Annotated in this window: 15 protein-coding genes and 1 pseudogene; 12 read left to right on the top strand and 4 right to left on the bottom strand. The window is 64.0% G+C overall.

Annotated features, from left to right (window positions below; genetic code table 11):
* Positions 1-5 precede the first annotated feature (5 nt).
* From PC358_RS03085 to PC358_RS03075, 3 genes are all read left to right on the top strand, one after another.
* Positions 6-1,628: an acyl-CoA synthetase gene (locus PC358_RS03085; RefSeq protein ID WP_033697445.1), complete on the top strand. Its 1,623-nt coding sequence runs from the start codon at positions 6-8 to the stop codon at positions 1,626-1,628.
* A gap of 80 nt (positions 1,629-1,708) precedes the next feature.
* Positions 1,709-3,478, top strand: coding sequence for an acyl-CoA dehydrogenase C-terminal domain-containing protein (locus tag PC358_RS03080; protein WP_033697444.1), 1,770 nt, complete (start codon positions 1,709-1,711; stop codon positions 3,476-3,478).
* A 170-nt stretch (positions 3,479-3,648) separates the two neighbouring features.
* Positions 3,649-4,656 carry a FecR family protein gene (locus tag PC358_RS03075; protein ID WP_033697443.1) on the top strand — a complete coding sequence of 336 codons (1,008 nt, stop codon included), beginning with the start codon at positions 3,649-3,651 and terminating at the stop codon, positions 4,654-4,656.
* Positions 4,657-4,660: 4 nt separating this feature from the next.
* Here the strand turns inward: PC358_RS03075 and PC358_RS03070 are convergent, their stop codons facing one another.
* Positions 4,661-5,980 carry a Na+/H+ antiporter family protein gene (locus PC358_RS03070; RefSeq protein WP_033700005.1) on the bottom strand — a complete coding sequence of 440 codons (1,320 nt, stop codon included), beginning with the start codon at positions 5,978-5,980 and terminating at the stop codon, positions 4,661-4,663.
* A 188-nt stretch (positions 5,981-6,168) separates the two neighbouring features.
* Here PC358_RS03070 and PC358_RS28365 point away from each other — a divergent pair.
* Both PC358_RS28365 and PC358_RS28360 read left to right on the top strand, forming a co-directional pair.
* Positions 6,169-7,455: pseudogene (locus PC358_RS28365) on the top strand (methyl-accepting chemotaxis protein); the annotation flags it as partial.
* Between the two features lie 102 nt (positions 7,456-7,557).
* Complete coding sequence (locus tag PC358_RS28360; protein WP_371097434.1) at positions 7,558-8,313, top strand: methyl-accepting chemotaxis protein; 756 nt, start codon at positions 7,558-7,560, stop codon at positions 8,311-8,313.
* Here PC358_RS28360 and PC358_RS03060 read toward each other — a convergent pair.
* Positions 8,310-10,238, bottom strand: a complete 1,929-nt coding sequence (locus PC358_RS03060; protein WP_033697440.1) for a S8 family serine peptidase — start codon at positions 10,236-10,238, stop codon at positions 8,310-8,312. The genes PC358_RS28360 and PC358_RS03060 overlap by 4 nt on opposite strands.
* A 186-nt stretch (positions 10,239-10,424) precedes the next feature.
* Between PC358_RS03060 and PC358_RS03055 the strand changes: the two genes are divergently transcribed.
* The 5 genes from PC358_RS03055 (at position 10,425) to PC358_RS03035 (ending at position 14,904) form a co-directional block, all read left to right on the top strand.
* Complete coding sequence (locus tag PC358_RS03055; protein ID WP_033697439.1) at positions 10,425-11,441, top strand: ABC transporter substrate-binding protein; 1,017 nt, start codon at positions 10,425-10,427, stop codon at positions 11,439-11,441.
* Entirely contained in the window at positions 11,438-12,286 is an 849-nt protein-coding gene (locus tag PC358_RS03050; RefSeq protein ID WP_033697438.1) for an ABC transporter permease, read from the top strand. Before PC358_RS03055 ends, PC358_RS03050 begins: the two co-directional genes overlap by 4 nt.
* A gap of 81 nt (positions 12,287-12,367) precedes the next feature.
* Positions 12,368-13,231: a LysR family transcriptional regulator gene (locus PC358_RS03045; RefSeq protein WP_033697437.1), complete on the top strand. Its 864-nt coding sequence runs from the start codon at positions 12,368-12,370 to the stop codon at positions 13,229-13,231.
* 109 nt (positions 13,232-13,340) lie between these two features.
* The gene (locus PC358_RS03040) at positions 13,341-14,258 is read left to right on the top strand and encodes an AEC family transporter (RefSeq protein WP_033697436.1); all 918 of its coding nucleotides are present in this window, start codon (positions 13,341-13,343) and stop codon (positions 14,256-14,258) included.
* A 34-nt stretch (positions 14,259-14,292) separates the two neighbouring features.
* Positions 14,293-14,904 carry a cell wall hydrolase gene (locus tag PC358_RS03035; protein WP_033697434.1) on the top strand — a complete coding sequence of 204 codons (612 nt, stop codon included), beginning with the start codon at positions 14,293-14,295 and terminating at the stop codon, positions 14,902-14,904.
* Positions 14,905-14,913: 9 nt separating this feature from the next.
* On the opposite strand, the gene PC358_RS03030 is transcribed toward PC358_RS03035, so the two are convergent.
* Positions 14,914-17,079, bottom strand: a complete 2,166-nt coding sequence (locus tag PC358_RS03030; RefSeq protein WP_033697433.1) for a TonB-dependent receptor — start codon at positions 17,077-17,079, stop codon at positions 14,914-14,916.
* A 256-nt stretch (positions 17,080-17,335) separates the two neighbouring features.
* Between PC358_RS03030 and PC358_RS03025 the strand changes: the two genes are divergently transcribed.
* Positions 17,336-18,187, top strand: a complete 852-nt coding sequence (locus PC358_RS03025; protein ID WP_033697431.1) for a CAP domain-containing protein — start codon at positions 17,336-17,338, stop codon at positions 18,185-18,187.
* 23 nt (positions 18,188-18,210) lie between these two features.
* Here the strand turns inward: PC358_RS03025 and PC358_RS03020 are convergent, their stop codons facing one another.
* Positions 18,211-19,191, bottom strand: a complete 981-nt coding sequence (locus PC358_RS03020; protein ID WP_033697430.1) for a GlxA family transcriptional regulator — start codon at positions 19,189-19,191, stop codon at positions 18,211-18,213.
* A 101-nt stretch (positions 19,192-19,292) separates the two neighbouring features.
* Here PC358_RS03020 and PC358_RS03015 point away from each other — a divergent pair, with 101 nt between their 5' ends.
* Complete coding sequence (locus PC358_RS03015) at positions 19,293-19,904, top strand: LysE family translocator (RefSeq protein ID WP_033697429.1); 612 nt, start codon at positions 19,293-19,295, stop codon at positions 19,902-19,904.
* The last annotated feature ends 43 nt before the right edge of the window (positions 19,905-19,947 follow it).

Raw genomic sequence — 19,947 nt, 5'->3', positions numbered from 1 at the left:
ACCGCATGTCGATCTATGCCCAGGGCCTGATGCCCGCTGCCGTCAACCACGTCGCCCTCACCCCACTGAGCTTCATCGAACGCACCGCAGCCGTGTATGGCAACTACCCGGCTGTCATCCATGGCGCCATCCGCCGCACCTGGCAGGAAACCTACCAACGCTGCCGGCGCCTGGCCAGCGCACTGGCCGGCCGTGGCGTCGGGCGTGGCGACACGGTAGCGGTCATGCTGCCAAACACCCCGGCCATGCTCGAAGCGCACTTCGGCATCCCCATGACCGGTGCAGTGCTCAACACCCTCAACGTTCGCCTGGACGCCGAAGCCATCGCCTTCATGCTGCAACACGGCGAGGCCAAGGTGCTGATCACCGACCGCGAATTCCACTCGGTCATCGAAGCCGCCCTCGCCTTGCTCGAACACCCGCCCCTGGTGGTCGATGTCGATGACCCGGAGTACGGCGAAGGCCGCGCGGTCAGCGAGCTGGATTACGAGGCCCTGCTGGCCGAGGGTGACCCGGACTTCGCCTGGGAATGGCCCGATGACGAATGGCAGGCCATTTCGCTCAACTACACCTCCGGCACCACCGGCAACCCCAAGGGCGTGGTCTATCACCATCGCGGCGCTTACCTCAATGCCCTGGGCAACCAGATGACCTGGGCCATGGGCCACCGCCCGGTGTACCTGTGGACCCTGCCGATGTTCCACTGCAACGGCTGGTGCTACCCCTGGACCATCACCGCCCTGGCAGGCACCCACGTATTCCTGCGCCGGGTCGACCCGCAGAAGATCCTCACCCTGATCCGCGAACATCGGGTCACGCACCTGTGCGGCGCACCCATCGTACTCAACGCCCTGGTCAACATGCCTGAGGCCGCCAAGGCTGCCATCGAGCACCCGGTGCAGGCGATGGTCGCAGGTGCCGCGCCACCGGCCAAGGTGATTGGTGCAGTGGAAGAAATGGGCATTCAGGTGACCCACACCTACGGCCTGACCGAGGTATACGGGCCAGTGACGGTATGCGCCTGGCATGAAGCGTGGGACGGGTTGCCGCTCGAGGAACGTGCGCGCATCAAGTCGCGCCAGGGCGTGCGCTACCCGACCCTCGACGGCCTGATGGTCGCCGACCCGCAAACCCTCGCGCCGGTACCGCGTGACGGTAACACCCTGGGCGAGATCTTCATGCGTGGCAACACAGTGATGAAGGGCTACCTGAAAAACCCCGAAGCCACGGCCGAAGCCTTCCGCGGTGGCTGGTTCCATACTGGGGACCTGGCCGTGTGGCACGCCGATGGCTATGTCGAGATCAAGGATCGGCTCAAGGACATCATCATCTCCGGTGGCGAGAACATCTCTACCATCGAGGTCGAGGACGCCCTGTACAAGCACCCGGCGGTGCTTGAAGCCGCCGTGGTGGCACGCCCCGACGAGAAATGGGGCGAGACGCCGTGCGCCTTCGTTGCCCTCAAGCCTGGCCGGGAAGACACCCGCGAAGCCGACATCAGCAGTTGGTGCCGGGAGCACCTGGCCGGCTTCAAGGTGCCCAAGACGGTGATCTTCGGCGAACTGCCGAAGACCTCCACCGGCAAGATCCAGAAGTACCTCCTGCGCGACCGGGCCAAAGCCCTCTGACCGTTCATTGGCCTCGTCGTCGGCAATCCGCCGCCGAGGCCAGCACCACACCCGTTGCTTCTACACCTACCGAGCCGCTGATGACCGACTACATCGCCCCCCTGCGCGACATGCGCTTTATCCTGCGTGACGTTTTCAACGCCCCTGCCCTGTGGGCACGCCTGCCCGCCCTGGCCGAGCGCATCGACGCCGACACCGCCGATGCCATCCTCGAAGAAGCGGCCAAGGTCACCGGCCAACTGATCGCCCCGCTCAGCCGCAACGGTGACGAACAAGGCGTGCACTTCGAGGCCGGCCGGGTGAGCACCCCGGACGGTTTCCGCGAAGCCTGGCGCATCTACCGGGAAGGCGGCTGGGTCGGCTTGGGGGGCAACCCCGAGCATGGCGGCATGGGCATGCCGAAGATGCTTGGCGTGCTGTTTGAAGAGATGCTCTACGCCGCCGACTGCAGCTTCAGCCTGTATTCCGCCTTGAGCGCCGGCAGTTGCCTGGCGATCGATGCCCACGCCAGCGAGACGCTCAAGGCCATCTACCTGCCACCGCTCTACGAAGGCCGCTGGGCCGGCACCATGTGCCTGACCGAGCCCCAGGCCGGCACCGACCTGGGGTTGATCCGCACCCGCGCCGAGCCACAGGCCGATGGCAGTTATCGCATCACGGGCAGCAAGATATTCATCACCGGTGGCGAGCAGGACCTGACCGAGAATATCGTCCACCTGGTGCTGGCCAAGCTGCCGGATGCCCCCACTGGCGCCAAAGGTATCTCGCTGTTCCTGGTGCCCAAGTACCAGGTCAATGCCGATCGCAGCCTGGGTGAGCGCAACGCCGCGCATTGCGGCTCGGTCGAGCACAAAATGGGCATCAAGGCCTCGGCCACCTGCGTGATGAACTTCGATGGCGCCACGGGCTACCTGGTGGGCGAAGCGAACAAGGGCCTGGCGGCCATGTTCACCATGATGAACTACGAGCGGTTGTCCATCGGCATCCAGGGTATCGGCTGCGCCGAAGCGTCGTACCAGAGCGCTGCGCGCTACGCCAGCGAACGCCTGCAGAGCCGCGCCGCCAGCGGCCCGCAGGCACGGGGCAAGGTGGCCGACCCGATCATCCAGCATGGCGATGTGCGGCGTATGCTGCTGACCATGCGCACCCTCACCGAGGGCGGCCGGGCATTCGCGGCCTACGTGGGGCAACAACTGGACCTGGCCCGTTATGCCGAAGACACAGGCGAGCGTGAACATGCCCAACGCCTGGTGGCGCTGCTCACGCCGGTGGCCAAGGCCTTTTTCACCGACAATGGCCTGGAAAGCTGCGTGCTCGGCCAGCAGGTGTACGGGGGCCATGGCTACATCCGCGAATGGGGCCAGGAACAGCGTGTGCGCGACGTGCGCATCGCGCAGATCTACGAAGGCACCAACGGCATCCAGGCCCTCGACCTGCTCGGGCGCAAGGTACTGGCCGATGGTGGCCAGGCCCTGGCCAGCTTCACCGCCGAAGTGCGCGCGTTTAGCGTTGCCGCGCCGCTGCATCGCGAAGCTCTACAGGCCAGCGTTGCGCGCCTGGAGGCGACCAGTGCGTGGCTGCGGGCCCAGGCCGGTGAAGACGCCAACCTGGTCAGCAGCGTGGCCGTGGAGTACCTGCACCTGTTCGGCCTAACCGCCTATGCCTACATGTGGGCGCGCATGGCAGCCGTGGCGCAGGCCAAGCATGAACAAGACCCCGCTTTCCATGGAGCGAAGCTGGCCTGTGCGGCGTTCTTCTTTCAGCGCATCCTGCCGCGCAGTCTTGGGCTGGAGGCAAGCATCCGGGCGGGCAGCGCCAGCCTTTATGGCATGACAGAAGCGCAGTTCTGATCGGCCCAGGGGGTGCGCAGCGCCCCCTGGCATTGCCCGCGAAGGGTTCTCAAACGCTGAAATTCCATTGCAAATCCGACGAAAAACCGTCACAACTGATAGTCATTCGCCATTACCTCGGTTCTCGGGACCCCTTAGCAAGGGTAGAATGCGCAAAACCCGGAGCCGCAATGAACCACGACCGCCTCAATCCCAGCTCAGACGATGCCATCACCGACGCCGCCGCGCATTGGTGCATGCGCCTGCACGCCGAAGATTGCACTGCGGCCGAGCGTGAGGCGTTCGCCCGCTGGCTGGCGGCCGACCCACGGCACGCCGAGGAATACCACGCGATGCTGGAGATCTGGCAAACCGCCGACCTGCTGCCACGCAACGCCACCGTGGTCGATTTCAACCCGCCTGCACGCCAAGCACCGCGGGTACGCAACTGGCGCCCGCTGGCCTCGGCCGCGGCCATTGCCCTGGCGGTGCTGCCCTTGGCCGGCTGGCTAGGCTGGGAACAAGGCTGGCTGCCGAACCACTACCAGCACGTTGAAGCCAGCAACCGGATGCAGACGGTGGAGCTGAGCGACGGCAGCACGGTGGAACTCAACCTCAACACCGAGCTGACCTACCTCAACTACAAAGACCAACGTCAGGTCACCCTCAAGCGCGGCGAGGCGTTTTTCAAGGTGCAGCACGACAGTGCACACCCGTTCATCGTCCGCGCAGGCCGCGGCCAGACCCGCGTCACCGGCACCCAGTTCAACGTGTGGAAGTACCAGGACCAGGTCAAGGTCACGCTGGTGGAAGGCTCGGTGCTGGTCACCAGTGACGGCAGCGCGGGCGGTTACCGCCTCGGCCCTGGGATGCAGGCCAGCTATCACAAAGGTGATTTCGAGCCACAACTGGAGCAGAGCGACGATTACGGCAATACCCTGGCCTGGCGCAGTGGCAAGCTGGTGCTCGACAACCTGAGCCTGGAGCAGGCGTTGCCGGTGATCAACCGCTACCTCGACGCCCCGCTGCTGCTGGCTGATGCCAGCACCGGCCGGATCCGCATCAGCGGCATCTACAACACCCGTGAAGTCGGGCGCCTGGTCAACAACCTGCCCAAGGTACTGCCGGTGTACCTCACCCGCAGCAAGGACGGCAGCACCGTCCTCAACCGCATTTCGCCGCCGCCCGGCAAGGGCTAACGCCTTACAGCGTCATCGCCGCCAACCAGCCGAAGGCCAACAGCGGCAGGTTGTAATGAAGGAAGGTCGGCACCACGGTGTCCCAGATATGGTGATGCTGGCCATCCACATTCAAGCCCGAGGTCGGCCCCAGGGTCGAGTCCGACGCTGGCGAACCAGCATCCCCCAACGCCCCCGCGGTGCCGACAATACACACCGTGGCCAGTGGGTCGAAGCCCAGCTGCACGCACAGTGGCACGAAGATCGCCGCCAGGATGGGCACGGTGGAGAACGACGAGCCGATGCCCATGGTCACCAGCAGGCCCACCAGCAGCATCAGCAAAGCGCCGACGCCCTTGCTGTGGTCGATCCACTGCGCTGACGCCTGGACCAGGCTGTTGACCTCGCCGGTGGCCTTCATCACATCGGCAAAGCCCGAGGCGGCAATCATGATGAAGCCGATCATGGCCATCATCTTCATGCCTTCGGTGAACAGGTCGTCGGTGTCTTTCCAGCGCACGATGCCAGACAGCGAGAAGATCAGGAACCCGACCATGGCGCCGATGATCATCGAGTTCAGCCACAGCTGAACAATGAACGCTGCGGCGATCGCCAGGCCCGCGACCATCAGGGTCAACGGGTTGTATTGCACACTCACCTGCTCGACCTGCTCGATACGCGCCAGGTCGTAATCGCGCTTCTTGCGGTAACTGAACAACACCGCCAGCAGCAGGCCGGCGAGCATGCCAGCCGCCGGAATGGCCATGGCATGGGTGACGTTGACGCCACTCACATCGACCCCGGCCCGGGCGACGTTGGCCAGCAGGATTTCGTTGAGGAAGATGTTGCCAAAGCCCACCGGCAGGAACATGTAGGGCGTGATCAGGCCAAAGGTGATCACGCAGGCGACCAGCCGGCGGTCGATGCGCAAGCGCGTCAGCACATACAGCAGCGGCGGCACTAGCAGCGGGATGAAGGCGATGTGGATGGGCAGGATGTTCTGCGATGACACCGCCACTACCAGCATCAGGCCGATCAGCAGCCACTTGACCTTGCCACCATTGGCATGCCCCTGGCGATCGATCATGGACAAGGCACGGTCAGCCAGGGCATGCGCCAGCCCGGACTTGGCGATGGCTACCGCAAAGGCACCCAGTAGCGCATACGACAACGCCACCGTGGCCCCCCCGCCCAGGCCGCCGTTGAAGGCCTTGAGCGTCCCCTCGATGCCCAGCCCGCCGACCAGGCCACCGACCAGCGCGCCGATGATCAGGGCGATGACCACGTGCACGCGCGACAGGCTGAGTATCAGCATGATGCCGACTGCGGCGATCACTGCATTCATGGTTTGGCTTTCCTCGTAGCTGCGGACAAAAAAGCGGGCACTCTGAAGCAGTGGGCGGCAGATGTCAAAAGCGCCACGTGTCGGCGCATTACCCAGCCCCTTCGAGTTTAAATTGAACGTTTGAATAAAGAAAAAATCGCCACGGCCGACACAGTCGTCAGCCAGCACTATTACAAGGGATTCGCCCCATGCCTTTGCGACAACTTTCCATCCAGTGGAAGATCACCCTGCTTGCCGGTCTCTGCCTGGCCGGTATCGTCACCCTGCTCGTCGGCCTCTCGCTGTACCGCATGGACCACAGTTCAGACCTGGTCAAGGCAAGCAGCATGCAGATGCTCACCGAGGCGGCCCAGGGGCGCATCGAGTCGCAAGGTGAAGTGCAGGCCTTGAACATTCGCCGTCAGTTTATGGACGCCTACCAGTACGGCGCCGGCTTCGCCCGCCAGGTACTGTTCCTGCGCGAGCAGGCTGAAAAGCGCTTTCTCGATGCCTACGACCTGCGCGAGGACATGACGCGCCAGGTACGTGCCGCGCTGCAGGCCAACCCTGACCTGCTCGGTTTGTCGCTGGTGTTCGAGCCCAACGCCCTGGACAACAAGGACAACCTGTTCACCGCCAAGCCCGAGCTGGGCAGCAACGAAACCGGGCGTTTCGCGCTGTACTGGTCGCAACCGCGTGCCGGCCAACTGACGGCCATGGCCCTGCCCGAACAGGACATGGCCAACACCGAGATCGGCCCCAGCGGCCAGCCCGCCAACACCTGGTGGGTGTGCCCGCGCAGCACTGGCAAGGTCTGCGTGGTGGAGCCCTACTTCTATGACATCGATGGCCAGCGGGTGCTGATGACCAGCATCGTCTTCCCCCTGGCAGTCAACGGCAAGGTGATCGCCACCCTGTCCATCGACATCAACCTCAACAGCCTGCAGGCCTTGACCCAGAATGCCAGCCGCAGCCTCTATGAAGGCCGCACCACCGTCGGCATCCTCAGCCCGGTGGGCCTGCTGGCCGGCTACAGCGCCGATGCCGGCAAGCTGGCCCAGCGCTTCGACCAGGTCGACACGGCCAAGGGTGCCGAACTGGTGCGCAAGCTGGCCGAAGGCAAGTTGAGCATCCTGCATGACCAGCAGCGCCTCAAGGTGCTTGCTGCCTTCGAGCCGATCCCCGGCGCCCAGCCCTGGGGCGTGCTGCTGGATGTACCGGAAAACGCGCTGACCGGGCCTGCCGAAACGCTGAAGCAGGAACTGGACGCACTGAACACCAGCGGCACCCTGCTGGAGCTGGGCCTGGGCCTGGCCGCTGCGATCGCCGGCCTGCTGCTGGTGTGGTTGATGGCCCGCGGTGTTACCCGGCCGATTCTCGGTGTGGCAGCGATGCTCAAGGACATCGCCAGCGGCGAAGGTGACCTGACCCGTCGCCTGACCTACCAGAAGCACGACGAACTGGGCGAGCTGGCGGGATGGTTCAACCGCTTCCTCGACAAGCTGCAGCCGATCATTGCCGAGGTCAAACAATCGGTACAGGCCGCCCGAGGCACCGCCGACCAGTCCTCGGCCATCGCCAGCGAAACCAGCGCCGGCATGGAGCAGCAGTACCGCCAGGTCGACCAGGTGGCGACTGCCTCGCACGAGATGAGCGCCACCGCCCAGGACGTTGCCCGCAGCGCCGCCCAGGCTGCGCAGGCGGCCCGTGAAGCCGACCAGGCCACCCGTGAAGGCCTGGCCGTGATCGACCGCACCACCCACAGCATCGACGCCCTGGCTGCCGACATGAACAACGCCATGGCCGAAGTCGAAGGCCTGGCACAGAACAGCGAGAAGATCGGTTCGGTGCTGGAAGTGATCCGTTCGATTGCCGAACAGACCAACCTGCTGGCGCTCAACGCCGCGATCGAAGCTGCCCGCGCCGGCGAGGCAGGCCGTGGTTTTGCCGTAGTCGCCGATGAAGTGCGCAACCTGGCCCGACGCACCCAGGAATCGGTGGAAGAAACCCGCCAGGTGATCGAAGCCCTGCAAGCCGGTACCCGCGAAGTGGTCGGCGCCATGGACAACAGCCACCGCCAGGCCCAGGGTGGCGTGGAACAGGTCGGCCAGGCCGTCACCGCGCTGCAGCGCATCGGCCAGGCAGTGACGGTGATCACCGACATGAACCTGCAGATCGCCTCGGCCGCCGAAGAGCAAAGCGCAGTGGCCGAGGAGATCAACAGCAACGTCGCGACCATTCGTGATGTGACCGAGTCGCTGTCAGGGCAGGCCAACGAATCGGCACGGGTCAGCCAGTCGCTCAATAGCCTGGCCAACCAGCAGCAGGCATTGATGGATCAGTTCCGGGTCTAGGCCTGTGGCGCGCACTCGTCGCCGCAGAAACCATCGTCCGGCAGGTGAAACCGACCGGCCTGGAGGATTTGATCGAGCAACACCAAGGCGCCCAGCACATTCGGCCGGGCGCCCATGGGTAGCCTGCTTGCGTCTGGCAACGTGGCGTCCTTATACCCCGATTGCATCACCAGCAGGTGCATCTGGTCGGCGTTCAGGTACAGGTGGTGCTGCTCGATGGCATACGACTGGATCAAGGCCAGGGCACCGGTCACCATCGGCGTGGCACTGGAGGTACCCCCATAGGTGCTGGTGTAGTCGCGATCGTGCCCGTTCTTGTCCTGCAGTGCCCCATACCCTAGCGTTGCGACGCTATCCCCCCAGCCATTGAGCATGCGGTAGCGGTAGTTGTAATTGGAGTACTGATGCGGTTTGCCATCCCAGGAATGGCAGGCGCCCACCAGAATTGCATCGGCCTCACCATGGTCGTCGAAGTAACGCCACTGCTCCAGGTCGACGCCGTAACCTTGAGTGGTACGGGCGTTGTGATCGGACACGCTGGTACCATTGCACGCCGCATTGAGCACCACGACGCCTCGCTCGGTCAGCGACCGGGTGACATCCCACCAGGTCCTGTCATGCAAAGAAGGCAGGAAGGTCCCCAGGACATTCACATTGGCTGTCTGGCGGTTGACGCCAACGATATCGCCAGCCCTTGCATAAGCCAGCAGCTTTTTCAGTGTCTGGGAATACCCACGTGCATCGTAGGCACGGTTGTCATACAGGAACAACTCCGCGGCATGGCAAATACCAGTCATGCCCAACCCATTGTCATGTGCCAGCAACACCCCCACCGAAGCCGTGCCGTGGTCAGGCTCCGAATCGACTGTTGGCGGGATGACTTTGAGCCTGGGGTTACCACGCAAGTCTTCGTGATTGGCATAGAGCCCACCGTCGGAGAAATGCACGCGTACCCCTCTGCCCTGCACTCCCGCCTGCCATGCGTTGCGGATATTCAAGCCTTTGGCGCTGCTGTCTGGCTCGTTCAGGTAGCGCTGCAGCGCTTCAAAGTCGGGTGTGGGCTGCGCTTGCTCATTGGCATTGGTGCCAGCGGCGTAGGCACCGCCAGTCAGCAGCGTCGCGATGACAGCGGCAGCAGCGAAGGCCAGCAGATTGCCCGGTTCGAGTTGCGGGGGGAGCAGCGCGCTGTCTTCGACGTATTCAAGCCCATTCAGGCTTTGGACCAGGGCGCTGAAGGTTGCGTTGGGCATGCCCTGCGGCTGCTCGACCCAGTAGTGGTTGGCGAGTACCTGCAAGTGCTCATCCTCACGCTCGTGAGGTTCCAGAAACGGCTGCAGGTCAATGATTTTCTGAAGGCCGGGCCAATCATGGGCCAATGACGAGCTGGCATCAGCTTGCACATCAGCCATGAAACGCGCATGCCCCCCTTCACTGAACACCAGAATCAGCGCGGGGTAACGCTGCCCTTCAGGCAGAGGCGGGAGCGTTGCGCCCTCCTGCGCGGCCCGCCTTCGCCGGGTGCCGGACGACGACAGCGGCACCGTATCAAGAATGCGCCGGGTCAGTTCACCTTCACTGACCTCGATCAGCAATGGCCCCTCACGCAAGGTAGCGTCTGCATCAGCGTCCAGGTCCTGCTTGATGACTTCGCTGTCGATCAGCGTGACCAGCGGGGTGATCCTGTAGGTACCTGCCAGCACCTCGCAACTGAGGGTGGCAGGGCATCCATGATTGGCGACCGTGCCACTGTGAACCTGTGAAAGCACGTTAACGCCATCCAGCTGAACCACACCTTCGGGGACCTCGCGCTCAAGTAGATACTGGATGGACTTGACCTTGTGCAGGTCGTCCCCTGTACAACGCACATGAAACTTCCCATCGAACGTGAAGTTGCGGTAATACACGAAATCCAGATTGAAACCCATTGCGTACTCCTGTCAGCGCTACGTGCCCAGCGGCCGCGGGCACAGGTGCATAGCCTTGCAACCTGTATCCAACGCGCCTAGACAGAAGCGGTTCCTGCTGGTGCAGCAGGGGCCGCAGCAACTTCGGCTACAAGTACCTTCGACTACACTTTCGCGGCAACTGGAATGACAACCCACGAGGCCCCGATGAAAAAAATTCCAACGTTGCTGGCCAGCCTGCTGCTCGCCGCCGGCCTGGCCAGCACCGACAGCGCCGCCTCAGCGGAGCGCACCACGCCCATTCACTTTGGCGCCATTGGCTGGGAAAGCGGCGCCCTGACCACCGAAATACTGCGGCTGATCGTCGAGCGTGGGTATGGCTACCCCACCGACACCCTGCCCGGCAGCACCGTGAGCATGGAAGTGGCGTTGGCCCGCAACGACCTGCAGGTGATCGCCGAGGAGTGGGCCGGGCGCAGCCCCGCCTGGGTCAAGGCCGAACAGGCCGGGCAAGTGTTCGCTCTGGGCGATACCGTCAAGCACGCCGAGGAAGGCTGGTGGGTGCCGGCTTACGTGATCGAAGGCGACCCTTCGCGCAACCTCAAGGCCCTGGCGCCGGACCTGCGCAGTGTCGATGACCTCAAGCGCTACCCACAGGTGTTCCGCGACCCCGAGTCGCCGGCCAAAGGGCGCTTCCTCAACAGCCCCAGCGGCTGGACCTCCGAAACGGTCAACAGCCAGAAGCTCAAGGCCTACGGGCTCAACGACAGCTATAGCAACTTTCGCAGTGGCTCCGGTGCGGCGCTGGATGCCGAAATCGGCTCCGCGATCCGGCGCGGTCAACCGGTGTTGTTCTACTACTGGAACCCGACCCCATTGATGGGGCGCTACAAACTGATACGCCTGCAAGAACCGCCCTTCAATGCCCAGGCCTGGGCCACCCTGACAGATGCCAGCAACCCCAACCCGCAAGGCAGCCAGTCACTGCCGGCCAAATTGTCGATTGGCGTGTCCAAGGCGTTCCACGAGGGTTACCCGGATTTAGTGGCCGTGTTCGAAAAGGTCGACCTGCCGATCGATCGGCTCAACCGCGCCCTGGCCGAGATGAGCGAAAAACGCACACCACCGAACAAGGCTGCCCTCACCTTCCTGCGTGACAACCCAGACGTCTGGAAAGCCTGGTTGCCGGCAGAGGTCGCCGCCAAGGTCGAGGGCAGCCTATGAGTGGCGGCTTTCCCGAAGCGCTGCAATTTTCCTTCGCCGAACGCGTCAACCAGCTGGTCGACTGGCTGGTGCTGAACTACGGCGATCACCTGCGCAGCGTCTCGGACCAGCTGCTGCAACTGTTGGTAAGCCTGGAGAACCTGCTGCGCCTGCTGCCCTGGTGGGCACTCTTGCTGCTGGTCGGGCTGCTCGCCTGGCATGCCAGCCGCAGCGTACTGCGCAGCGTGGCGATGGTTACCCTGCTGGCCTTGATCGGCGTGCTCGGGCTGTGGGACAAGCTGCTGCAGACCTTGGCCCTGGTGCTGGTCAGCACCGGCCTGTGCGTACTGGTCGGGGTGCCGCTGGGCATCCTGCTGGCGTCACGCCCGCTGGCTCGGCGGTTGTTGATGCCGGTGCTGGATGTGATGCAGACACTCCCCGCCTTCGTCTACCTGATCCCGGTGCTCATGCTGTTTGGCCTGGGCAAGGTACCGGCAGTGTTCGCCACCCTGATCTACGCCTTGCCGCCACTGGTGCGGCTGACCGACCTGGGCTTGCGGCAGATCGACCCGTCGTTGCTGCAAGCCGCACACGGTTTGGGCGCCAGCCGCTGGCAGCGGCTGCAGCGCATTGCCCTGCCGTTGGCCCTGCCGAGCATCATGGCCGGCCTCAACCAGTCAGTCATGATGGCGTTGTCGATGGTGGTAGTGGCTTCGATGATCGGCGCGCGCGGCCTGGGTGAGGATGTACTGGCCGGCATTCAGACCCTCAACGTCGGCCAGGGCGTTGAAGCGGGGCTGGCGATCGTGGCCTTGGCCATGGTGATTGACCGCATCAGTCAGGCGTATGGGCAAGTCAAACGCTGATCTCGGCATCTGCCGGCTTGCCGGCAGCCGGGCCGGCGCTGACAATGCGCTACCATCCGCTCAGCCTTGGAGCCTTTCAGCGTGTCCCTCAAAGCCCTGCGCACCTTGGTGACCATCGCTCGCCACGGCACCTTTGCCCGAGCGGCCGATCTGCTCAGCCTCACCCCTTCAGCCGTGAGCCTGCACATCAAGAGCCTCGAAGACGAGCTGCAGGTCAGCCTGTTCGATCGCAGCCGGCGCCAGGTGGTGCTGACCGAAGCCGGCCAGCTGGCAGTAGCGCGCGCCGAGGGCATCCTCGGCGCCTATGACGAATTGGCCGACGCCTTGGCCAGTGGCCCGAGCTTGCGCGGCCGCTTGCGCCTAGGGGCGATCCACACCGTGCTGGCCCGGCGCCTGCCCAAGGCGCTGCTGTGGATCAAGACCCATCACCCGCAGCTGCATATCAGCGTCGCTTCAGGCATGTCGGCGGAACTGGCGCGGCGCGTCGAAGACGGCGAACTCGATGCGGCGATCACCACCGAGCCAATCAGCCCCTACCCCCAGTGCCTGGTCTTCACACCCTTGTTCGCTGACCGCTTCTGGGCCATCGCCAGCCCTGAACTGGCGGGCCAGAGCCTGCCAGCGCTGTTGGCCAGCCAACCGTTTTTGCGCTTTGACAAGCGCGCCTGGGCCGGGCGACAGATCGAACAGGAGCTGCGCCGCCAGCACCTGCAAGTGAGCGAACAGATGGAGCTGGACAGCCAAGAAGCCCTGGCACGCATGGCGGTGATGGGCCTGGGGGTGGCGATCATCCCGATGGCCGACGAAGACCTGCAACGCTTACCAGCGGCCACCTGCCTGCCCTTTGGCGAGCCGCAACTGACGCGGCGGGTGGTGCTGCTGGAACATGAAAAAAGTCAGCGGCGCCACTTGAGCGCCGTATTGAAGACGGCACTGGAGGCCTGACCCAAGCAGACCGTGCATTTATTCTCAACGGTCACTGAAGAAAACAACGTTTTTCCAAACCAAAGCGTCCCCGTAGGCTTTAGCGATACCCGACTACGGAAGGCCGACCATGCTCCACCTGCTGCTGACCACGCTGTTACCGATCATCCTGCTGATCGCATTGGGCACCTTTCTGCGTGTTCGCGGTTTTCTTGCCGACACCTTCTGGCCCGGTGCTGAACGCCTGAGCTATTACGTGCTGCTGCCGTCGCTGTTCCTCCACGGCCTGGCCACTGCCAACCTCGACGGGGTGCCGGTGCTGGGCATGGTCGGTGTGCTGATGCTCTCGACCCTGCTCGGCGCCCTGCTGTTGGTGCTCTACCAAGGTGCGGTCAACCATGACGGCGCCGATTTCACCTCGGTATTCCAAGGTGGCGTACGCTTCAACAACTACATCGGCGCTACCCTGGCCGCTGGGATCTATGGCAGTGCCGGCATCGCCCTGGCGGCGGTGGCCAATGCCGCCATCGTGCCCTTGGTCAACCTGCTGTGCGTCCTGGTGTTCGCCCGTTTCAGCGCCCGCCACAGCTCACCGGCCACGGTGTTGCGTGCGATTTTCGCCAACCCGCTGATCGTTGGCTGTACCGGCGGCCTGCTGCTGCGGGTCACCGGGCTTGGCTTGCCCGCAGGGCTTGAGCCCACCGTCAAGGCCCTCGGCCAGGCCGCCCTGCCCCTAGGCCTGCTGTGCGTGGGCGCGGCCCTGGGGGGCGCCCGCGTCGGCCAACAGGTGCGCCCGTTGATGGCAGCCTCGGCATTCAAGTTTCTGGTGATGCCACTGACCACCTGGGGCCTGTGCCGCATCCTTGGCCTGAGTGGCCAGGCGGCAGTGGTGGCCGTGCTGTTCCAGGCGCTGCCTACCGCATCCTCTTCCTATGTGATGGCCAGGCAGATGGGCGGCAACGCCCCGCTGATGGCCACCATCATCGCCCTGCAGACCGTGGCCGCTGCCGCAACCCTTCCTTTGGTGCTAATGCTTACGCTTGGCTAGACTGTGATTCAACCCACAGTTCGGAAGCTCGGCCATGCGCCTTTCGTGGATGCTGATCGGTTTGACTAGCGCCCTGCTTGCAGGCCCAGTGCACGCAGTTGACACGGCCAAGGCCGCCGTCGCCGAAGACAAGGCCGAAGTGCTTGAGGAAAAGGTGGTGGAGGATGCCCCACCACCGAAAAAGGCCGAGACCATCACCCCGGGCGAGGTGAAGGCCGTCGACCCGGCCGGCAAGTCGCCGCTGGACGACAGCATCACCTGTCTGGCCCGTACCATCTACTGGGAAGCCAAGGGTGCCGATGCCAAGGACATGACCGCAGTGGCCAGCGTGGTGCTCAACCGCCTGGGCCACGATGGCTTCCCAGACACCATCTGCGGTGTCGTCAAGCAGGGCGTGGAGACCAAGGCCTGCCAGTTTTCCTGGTGGTGCGACGGGCGCTCCGATCAGGTTGAAGAGGCGCAACGCTACGACATCGCCAAAGAGATCGCGCGCAAGGCGCTGAACCAGCAGCTCAAGGACCCCACCGGCGGGGCGCTGTACTTTCACGACCGCAATGTGCACCCGCAGTGGGCCAAGGCCTACCGCAGGACGGCCGAGACCACGCACTTTCTGTTCTACAAGCCTCATCAGGCGCTCGCCCGTTGAGCGGCGCTGTCAGAAGTCAATCGAGCCAGAGAACTTGACCAGGCGCGGGTCGCCCTGGGTCAGGTAGCCGCCGTTGGCGGAAGCCCAATAGTGCTTGTCGGTGAGGTTTTCCACGTTCATGCGCAGGGTGACCTCCTTTTGCTGCACCTTGAAGCGGTAGCGTGCGCCCACATCGAAGCGGTTCCAGGTCGGCAGGCTGAGGGTGTTGGCCGGGTTGGCGTACTGCCCCCCGGTACGTAGCATACGGGCGTTGAGCGCCACGCCCTGCAAGCCAGGCACGTCCCAATCGACGCTGGCGTTCAACTGGAAGGTCGGCACCCCGACCGCATGGTTGCCGTCATCGGCCCCGCCCTGGGTGTTTTTCAGCTCGGTGTCCATGCGCGTTCCGCCGGCCATCAAGCGCAGCCCCTGCACCGGCTCGCCGAACACACTCAGTTCGACGCCCTTGTTGACCTGCTCGCCATCCTGGACGAATACATCGCCCTGAACAAAACCGTCGGTGGGCCGCTCGATACGGAACAGCGCCAGGTTGGCACCGAAGGTCTGGTAGTCGAGCTTGACCCCGGCCTCGACCTGCTTGGTCTTGGCCGGCGGGAACACCTCCCCGGCATTGATCACCTGGCCCGATGCAGTCGCCCCTTGCGCGAGCCCTTCGATGCGATTGGCGTACAGCGAGATCGACGGGTTTACCTTGTAGACAATGCCGTAGACAGGCGTGGTGACCGACTCATCGTAGAAGGCGTTGCGGCCAAGGTCCGGCCCCTCGCCGTCATAGGCATAGCCTTCGACGCGCAACTGCTGGCGCCGCACGCCGACGGTGACCAGCAAGGTATCGTCGAACAGGCCCAGCGTGTCGGACACGGCAAGGCTGCGGTTGCGCGTCTTGCCGGTGACCCCGGGGTCGTCCAGCTTGCCACCGGTGAAGGTGGGGGTGGTGGGCTTGGGCAACGGGTCGGTGTTGTAGAGGTTGGTGGCCTGCGAATTGTAGAAGACGAACGCGTTTTCTTGCTGGGTCCAGATGCTGGCAGCGCCGAGGTTCACCTGGTGGCTGACCGGGCCGGTCTGCAAGCGGCCGTTGATGCCGCCCATGAAGGTGGTGTTGTCTTCGTTATGGGGGATTTCCGAACCGCCGATGGTGGCAGCACCGCTGGCGGCGTCAGTGAGGACCGGCGTGCCATAAAAACCGTTTTCGTGGGTGTGCTTGACGCCACCCGCCAGGTAACCGCTCCAGTTGTCGTTGAAGTCGTAATCGCCGCGGACCATGCCGAAGGTGTCTTCGGTCTCGGTCCAGGCCCAGTCCTGGCCATAATTATGGTCGGCATCCGGCGCCCGGGGGATATCGCTCAGGCCAGCCCCCAGGCGCACCGAGTTGCGCATATGGTTGACCCGCTGTTTCTGATAGCCGATGTCGGTAGACAGGCGCAGCTTGTCGCCACGGTAGTCGAGGCCGACGATGAACAGCTTGCTGCGTTGGTCCTGGTCGTCGACTGCGGTTTCGCCTTCACGTTGCGACAGGTTCAGGCGCACGCCAAAGCGATTGTCCTCACCAAAGCGCTGGCCGAGGTCTAGGTGCTCACCCAGGCGGCCATCGCTGCTGATGTCCTGGGTGTAGCGGCGGGTCGGCGTATCGCCGGCACGCTTGGGCTGCAGGTTGACGTTACCGCCCAGGCCAGTACCCGTGGGGCTGGCGCCGTTGAGAAAGGCGTTCGGCCCCTTCAGCAGCTCGACCCGCTCCACGGCATCGGTACTGATCATCTGCCTGGGCAGCACGCCATACAGGCCATTGAATGCCACATCATCCCCGTTGAGCGGCAAACCCCGGATGACGAAGACCTGCGACTGGTTGCCGAAACCGAACGACTGGCGCACCGACGGGTCATTGAGCAGTACATCGCCGATGTCCTCGGCTTGCTGGTCTTCGATCAACTGCGAGGTGTAGCTGGTCATGGTGAACGGCACATCCATCATATCCTGGTTGCCCAACACGCCCATCTGCCCGCCCCGCGCAACCTGCCCCCCGGCAAAGGGCTCCGGGGGCTCGCCCTTGAGCTTGGCGGACTCGGCATTGATGGCGGTGGCGTCCAGCTGGATAACGCCGTCAGCCGCCTGTGCGGTAACGGCGACGGAACAGCAGACAGCGAGAAAGGTCGATTGATACTGACGGGATCGTGCCATGCAAGGCGCCTCGATAGGGGATGGGGCCTTCCTGGCACAGTGAAGCTAAGAGCGATTGAGTCTTGTTTCTAGCCGAAATTACGAATGATTACCAAGTGATCGCACTTTTGGGGCGACCAGTGGTCTACTCCCTCTTTTGCCGCCTGCAACGATTGCCGGCGTTTTCATTGCTTTACACGATACCGGGCCAAAAACCCTGGGCTTGTGTAGGATGAGCAGCGCTTACCACGACGCTGCCAGTCATAGGGAGATTCACATGCGCGTCCTGTCATCTGTTGCCGCCTTGTCGCTGGGCCTGGTCATCTCGACCGGGGCCTTCGCCGTGACTGGCGAAGAGGGGCAACTGATCGATTCGATCAATGCCTACCGCAGCAAGGCCCAGCCTTGCGGTGGCGAAGCGTCGCTGGAGCTTCCCCCCCTCAACAGCGACACCCGCCTGGCATTGTCCCCCGAGGGCACCCGCGACTTGCAGCAGGCCATGACCCGCGCTGCCTACCCGATGGTCAACGTGCAGGCGATCAGCCTCTCGGGCCCGCGTGATGCACAAGCAGCCATGCATGCCATCGAAGAAAGTTTCTGCCAAGTGGTGCTCGACCCGCAGTTCGTCGATATCGGCGTCAGCCAGGAAGGCCGCGACTGGCGCATCGTCCTCGCCCGCCCGTTGCTCAGCGGGCGCCTCGGTGACTGGCAAGCCGAGGGGCAGAAGGTGCTGCAGGAAATCAACGCTGCGCGCAAGTTGCCGCGCCAGTGCGGCGGCCAGCCCTTTGCTGGCGCACCGGCGCTGACCTGGAATACCACCTTGGCCGGCGTGGCCGCCGACCACACCCGGGCCATGGCCAACCAGAACTTCTTCGACCACATCGACAAGGACGGCCGTACCCCCGGCGATCGGGCGGAGCTGGCCGGTTACCTGTATCAGCAGGTCGGCGAGAACATCGCTGCCGGCCGCGACAGCGCGCACAAGGTGGTCGACGGCTGGCTGGCCAGCCCTGGGCATTGCGCTACGTTGATGAACCCTGATTTGCGCGAGTTGGGGGCCGCCTATGCGGTGGACCCGAAGAGTGATGCCGGGATCTACTGGACGGCCTTGTTCGGTACCCCGCAATAAGCACTTAAACAGCCTGGGCGGCCTCAGCCAGCAGCCGCCCCGCTGCGCAGTTGCAACGCCGTACAGCCAAACCGCCGCCGCACGCACTTGCCCAGGTGGCTGGCATCGCCCAACCCGACTTCATCGGCAATCTGCGCCAGGCTGTGGCTGGAATTGAGCAACCGCCAGCGCGCCTGCTGCAAGCGCATTTCCAGCCACCAGGCCTTGGCGCTCATGCCCTGGCTGGCCAGGAACTGTCGATCGAGCTGCCGACGGCTGATGCACAGCTCTGCCGCCAGGTGCTCGACCGACAACGGTGAACCCAGGTGATGGCGCATCAACGCCAATGCGCGCTGAACCTGCCGCCCCTGCCCCGCCCCCAGCTCCAGCTCCAGCGAGCGCAAGGCGTGGCGGCTATCGCGCGTTTCGTCTACCAGCATGTCGGCCAGGCCCTTCAGCGCTCGGGCTCGCCCACAGGCGCGTGACAACAGCTCCACGGCCAGGTCGACGGCCGCCGTCCCCCCAGCACAGGTGACGCGCCCGCCTTGAATGCAATAAAGCTGATCACGCAGGACCTTCAGATGAGGGAACGCGGTACGGAACTCGGCCTCATGCCGCCAGTGGACCACCACGTCGTGCCCCTCCAGCAGGCCGCACGCGGCCAGTAGAAACGCCGCGTTATCGACACCCACCAGCTTGACGCCAGCCTTGGCGGCCCGTTTCAGCAAGCCCTTGTAAGACGGTGCCAGCTCGGCGGTGGCCATGGCGTTGCGGCCGCCAAACAGCACCAGGTAATCGTACTGCTGCAGGTCGAGCTGTTCGGCGATGGCCTCTACCTGCACCACCACGCCACTGCTGGCGGGCACCGGCTCGCGGGTCAGTCCTGCCAGGGTCCAGCTGCAGTAGCGCTGACGGCTGTAGTCTTCGTCATCGGCGCTGAAGCGGAGCTTGTCGAGAAACGCCCCGAACGGCAGCAAGGCGAATTCTGGCAGCGGCACGATCAGCAGGCGGATATCAGGGGGCATCGCAGGGCGTCCGGATTGAACCATATAATGTCCAGATAATACCCTCTAAAAACGTCGTCGTAGCCTAGACTGGCGCCCTGTGAACCTACAAGGCATTGCCCATGGCACTCGACACTTGGCTTATCTACCTGCTGGCCAGCATTGGCCTGTCGCTGACCCCAGGCCCTAACAGTTTGCTGGCCTTGACCCACGGTGCACTGTATGGCGCGCGCCGCACCCTGTTCACCATAGTTGGCGGGGTATTCGGCTTCAGCGCCCTGATCGCCCTGGCGATGTTCGGCCTCAGTGCGTTGCTGCAAACCTCTGCATCGGTGCTTGGCATCCTCAAGTGGGTGGGTGGCGCCTACTTGGTCTGGCTGGGTGTGCAGCTGTGGCGCAGCCCGGCGCTGCACCTGGAAGTGACCCAGCGAACCCCGCGCTTGAGCAATGCGAGCCTGTTCCGTCAGGGGCTGCTGTCGGCCATGGCCAACCCCAAGGTGCTGTTGTTCTATGGCGCGTTCCTGCCGCAGTTCCTCGACCCCCAACGGGGGCTGTTGCTGCAGTTCGTGGTGATGGCGGCGACCTTTGCCAGCGTGGAGTTTGTGGTCGAGTACCTGCTGGCACGGCTGGCGTTTCGCATTCGGCCCTGGCTGGCCAAAGGCGGCAAAGGGTTCAATCGCTGCTGCGGGACTTTGTTCGCCGTGATTGGCGTGGCGTTGCCCCTGAGCCGCTGAGTGGCCGTTTGTAGGAGCGGCCTTGCGTCGCGAAAGGGCTGCG

Origin of the sequence: Pseudomonas capeferrum, assembly GCF_000731675.1 — a bacterium.
In the GTDB taxonomy this organism is placed as follows: Bacteria; Pseudomonadota; Gammaproteobacteria; order Pseudomonadales; family Pseudomonadaceae; genus Aquipseudomonas; species Aquipseudomonas capeferrum.
The sequence above is the reverse complement of the archived record's forward strand: the minus strand, read 5'-3'. Positions and strand labels throughout refer to the sequence as shown.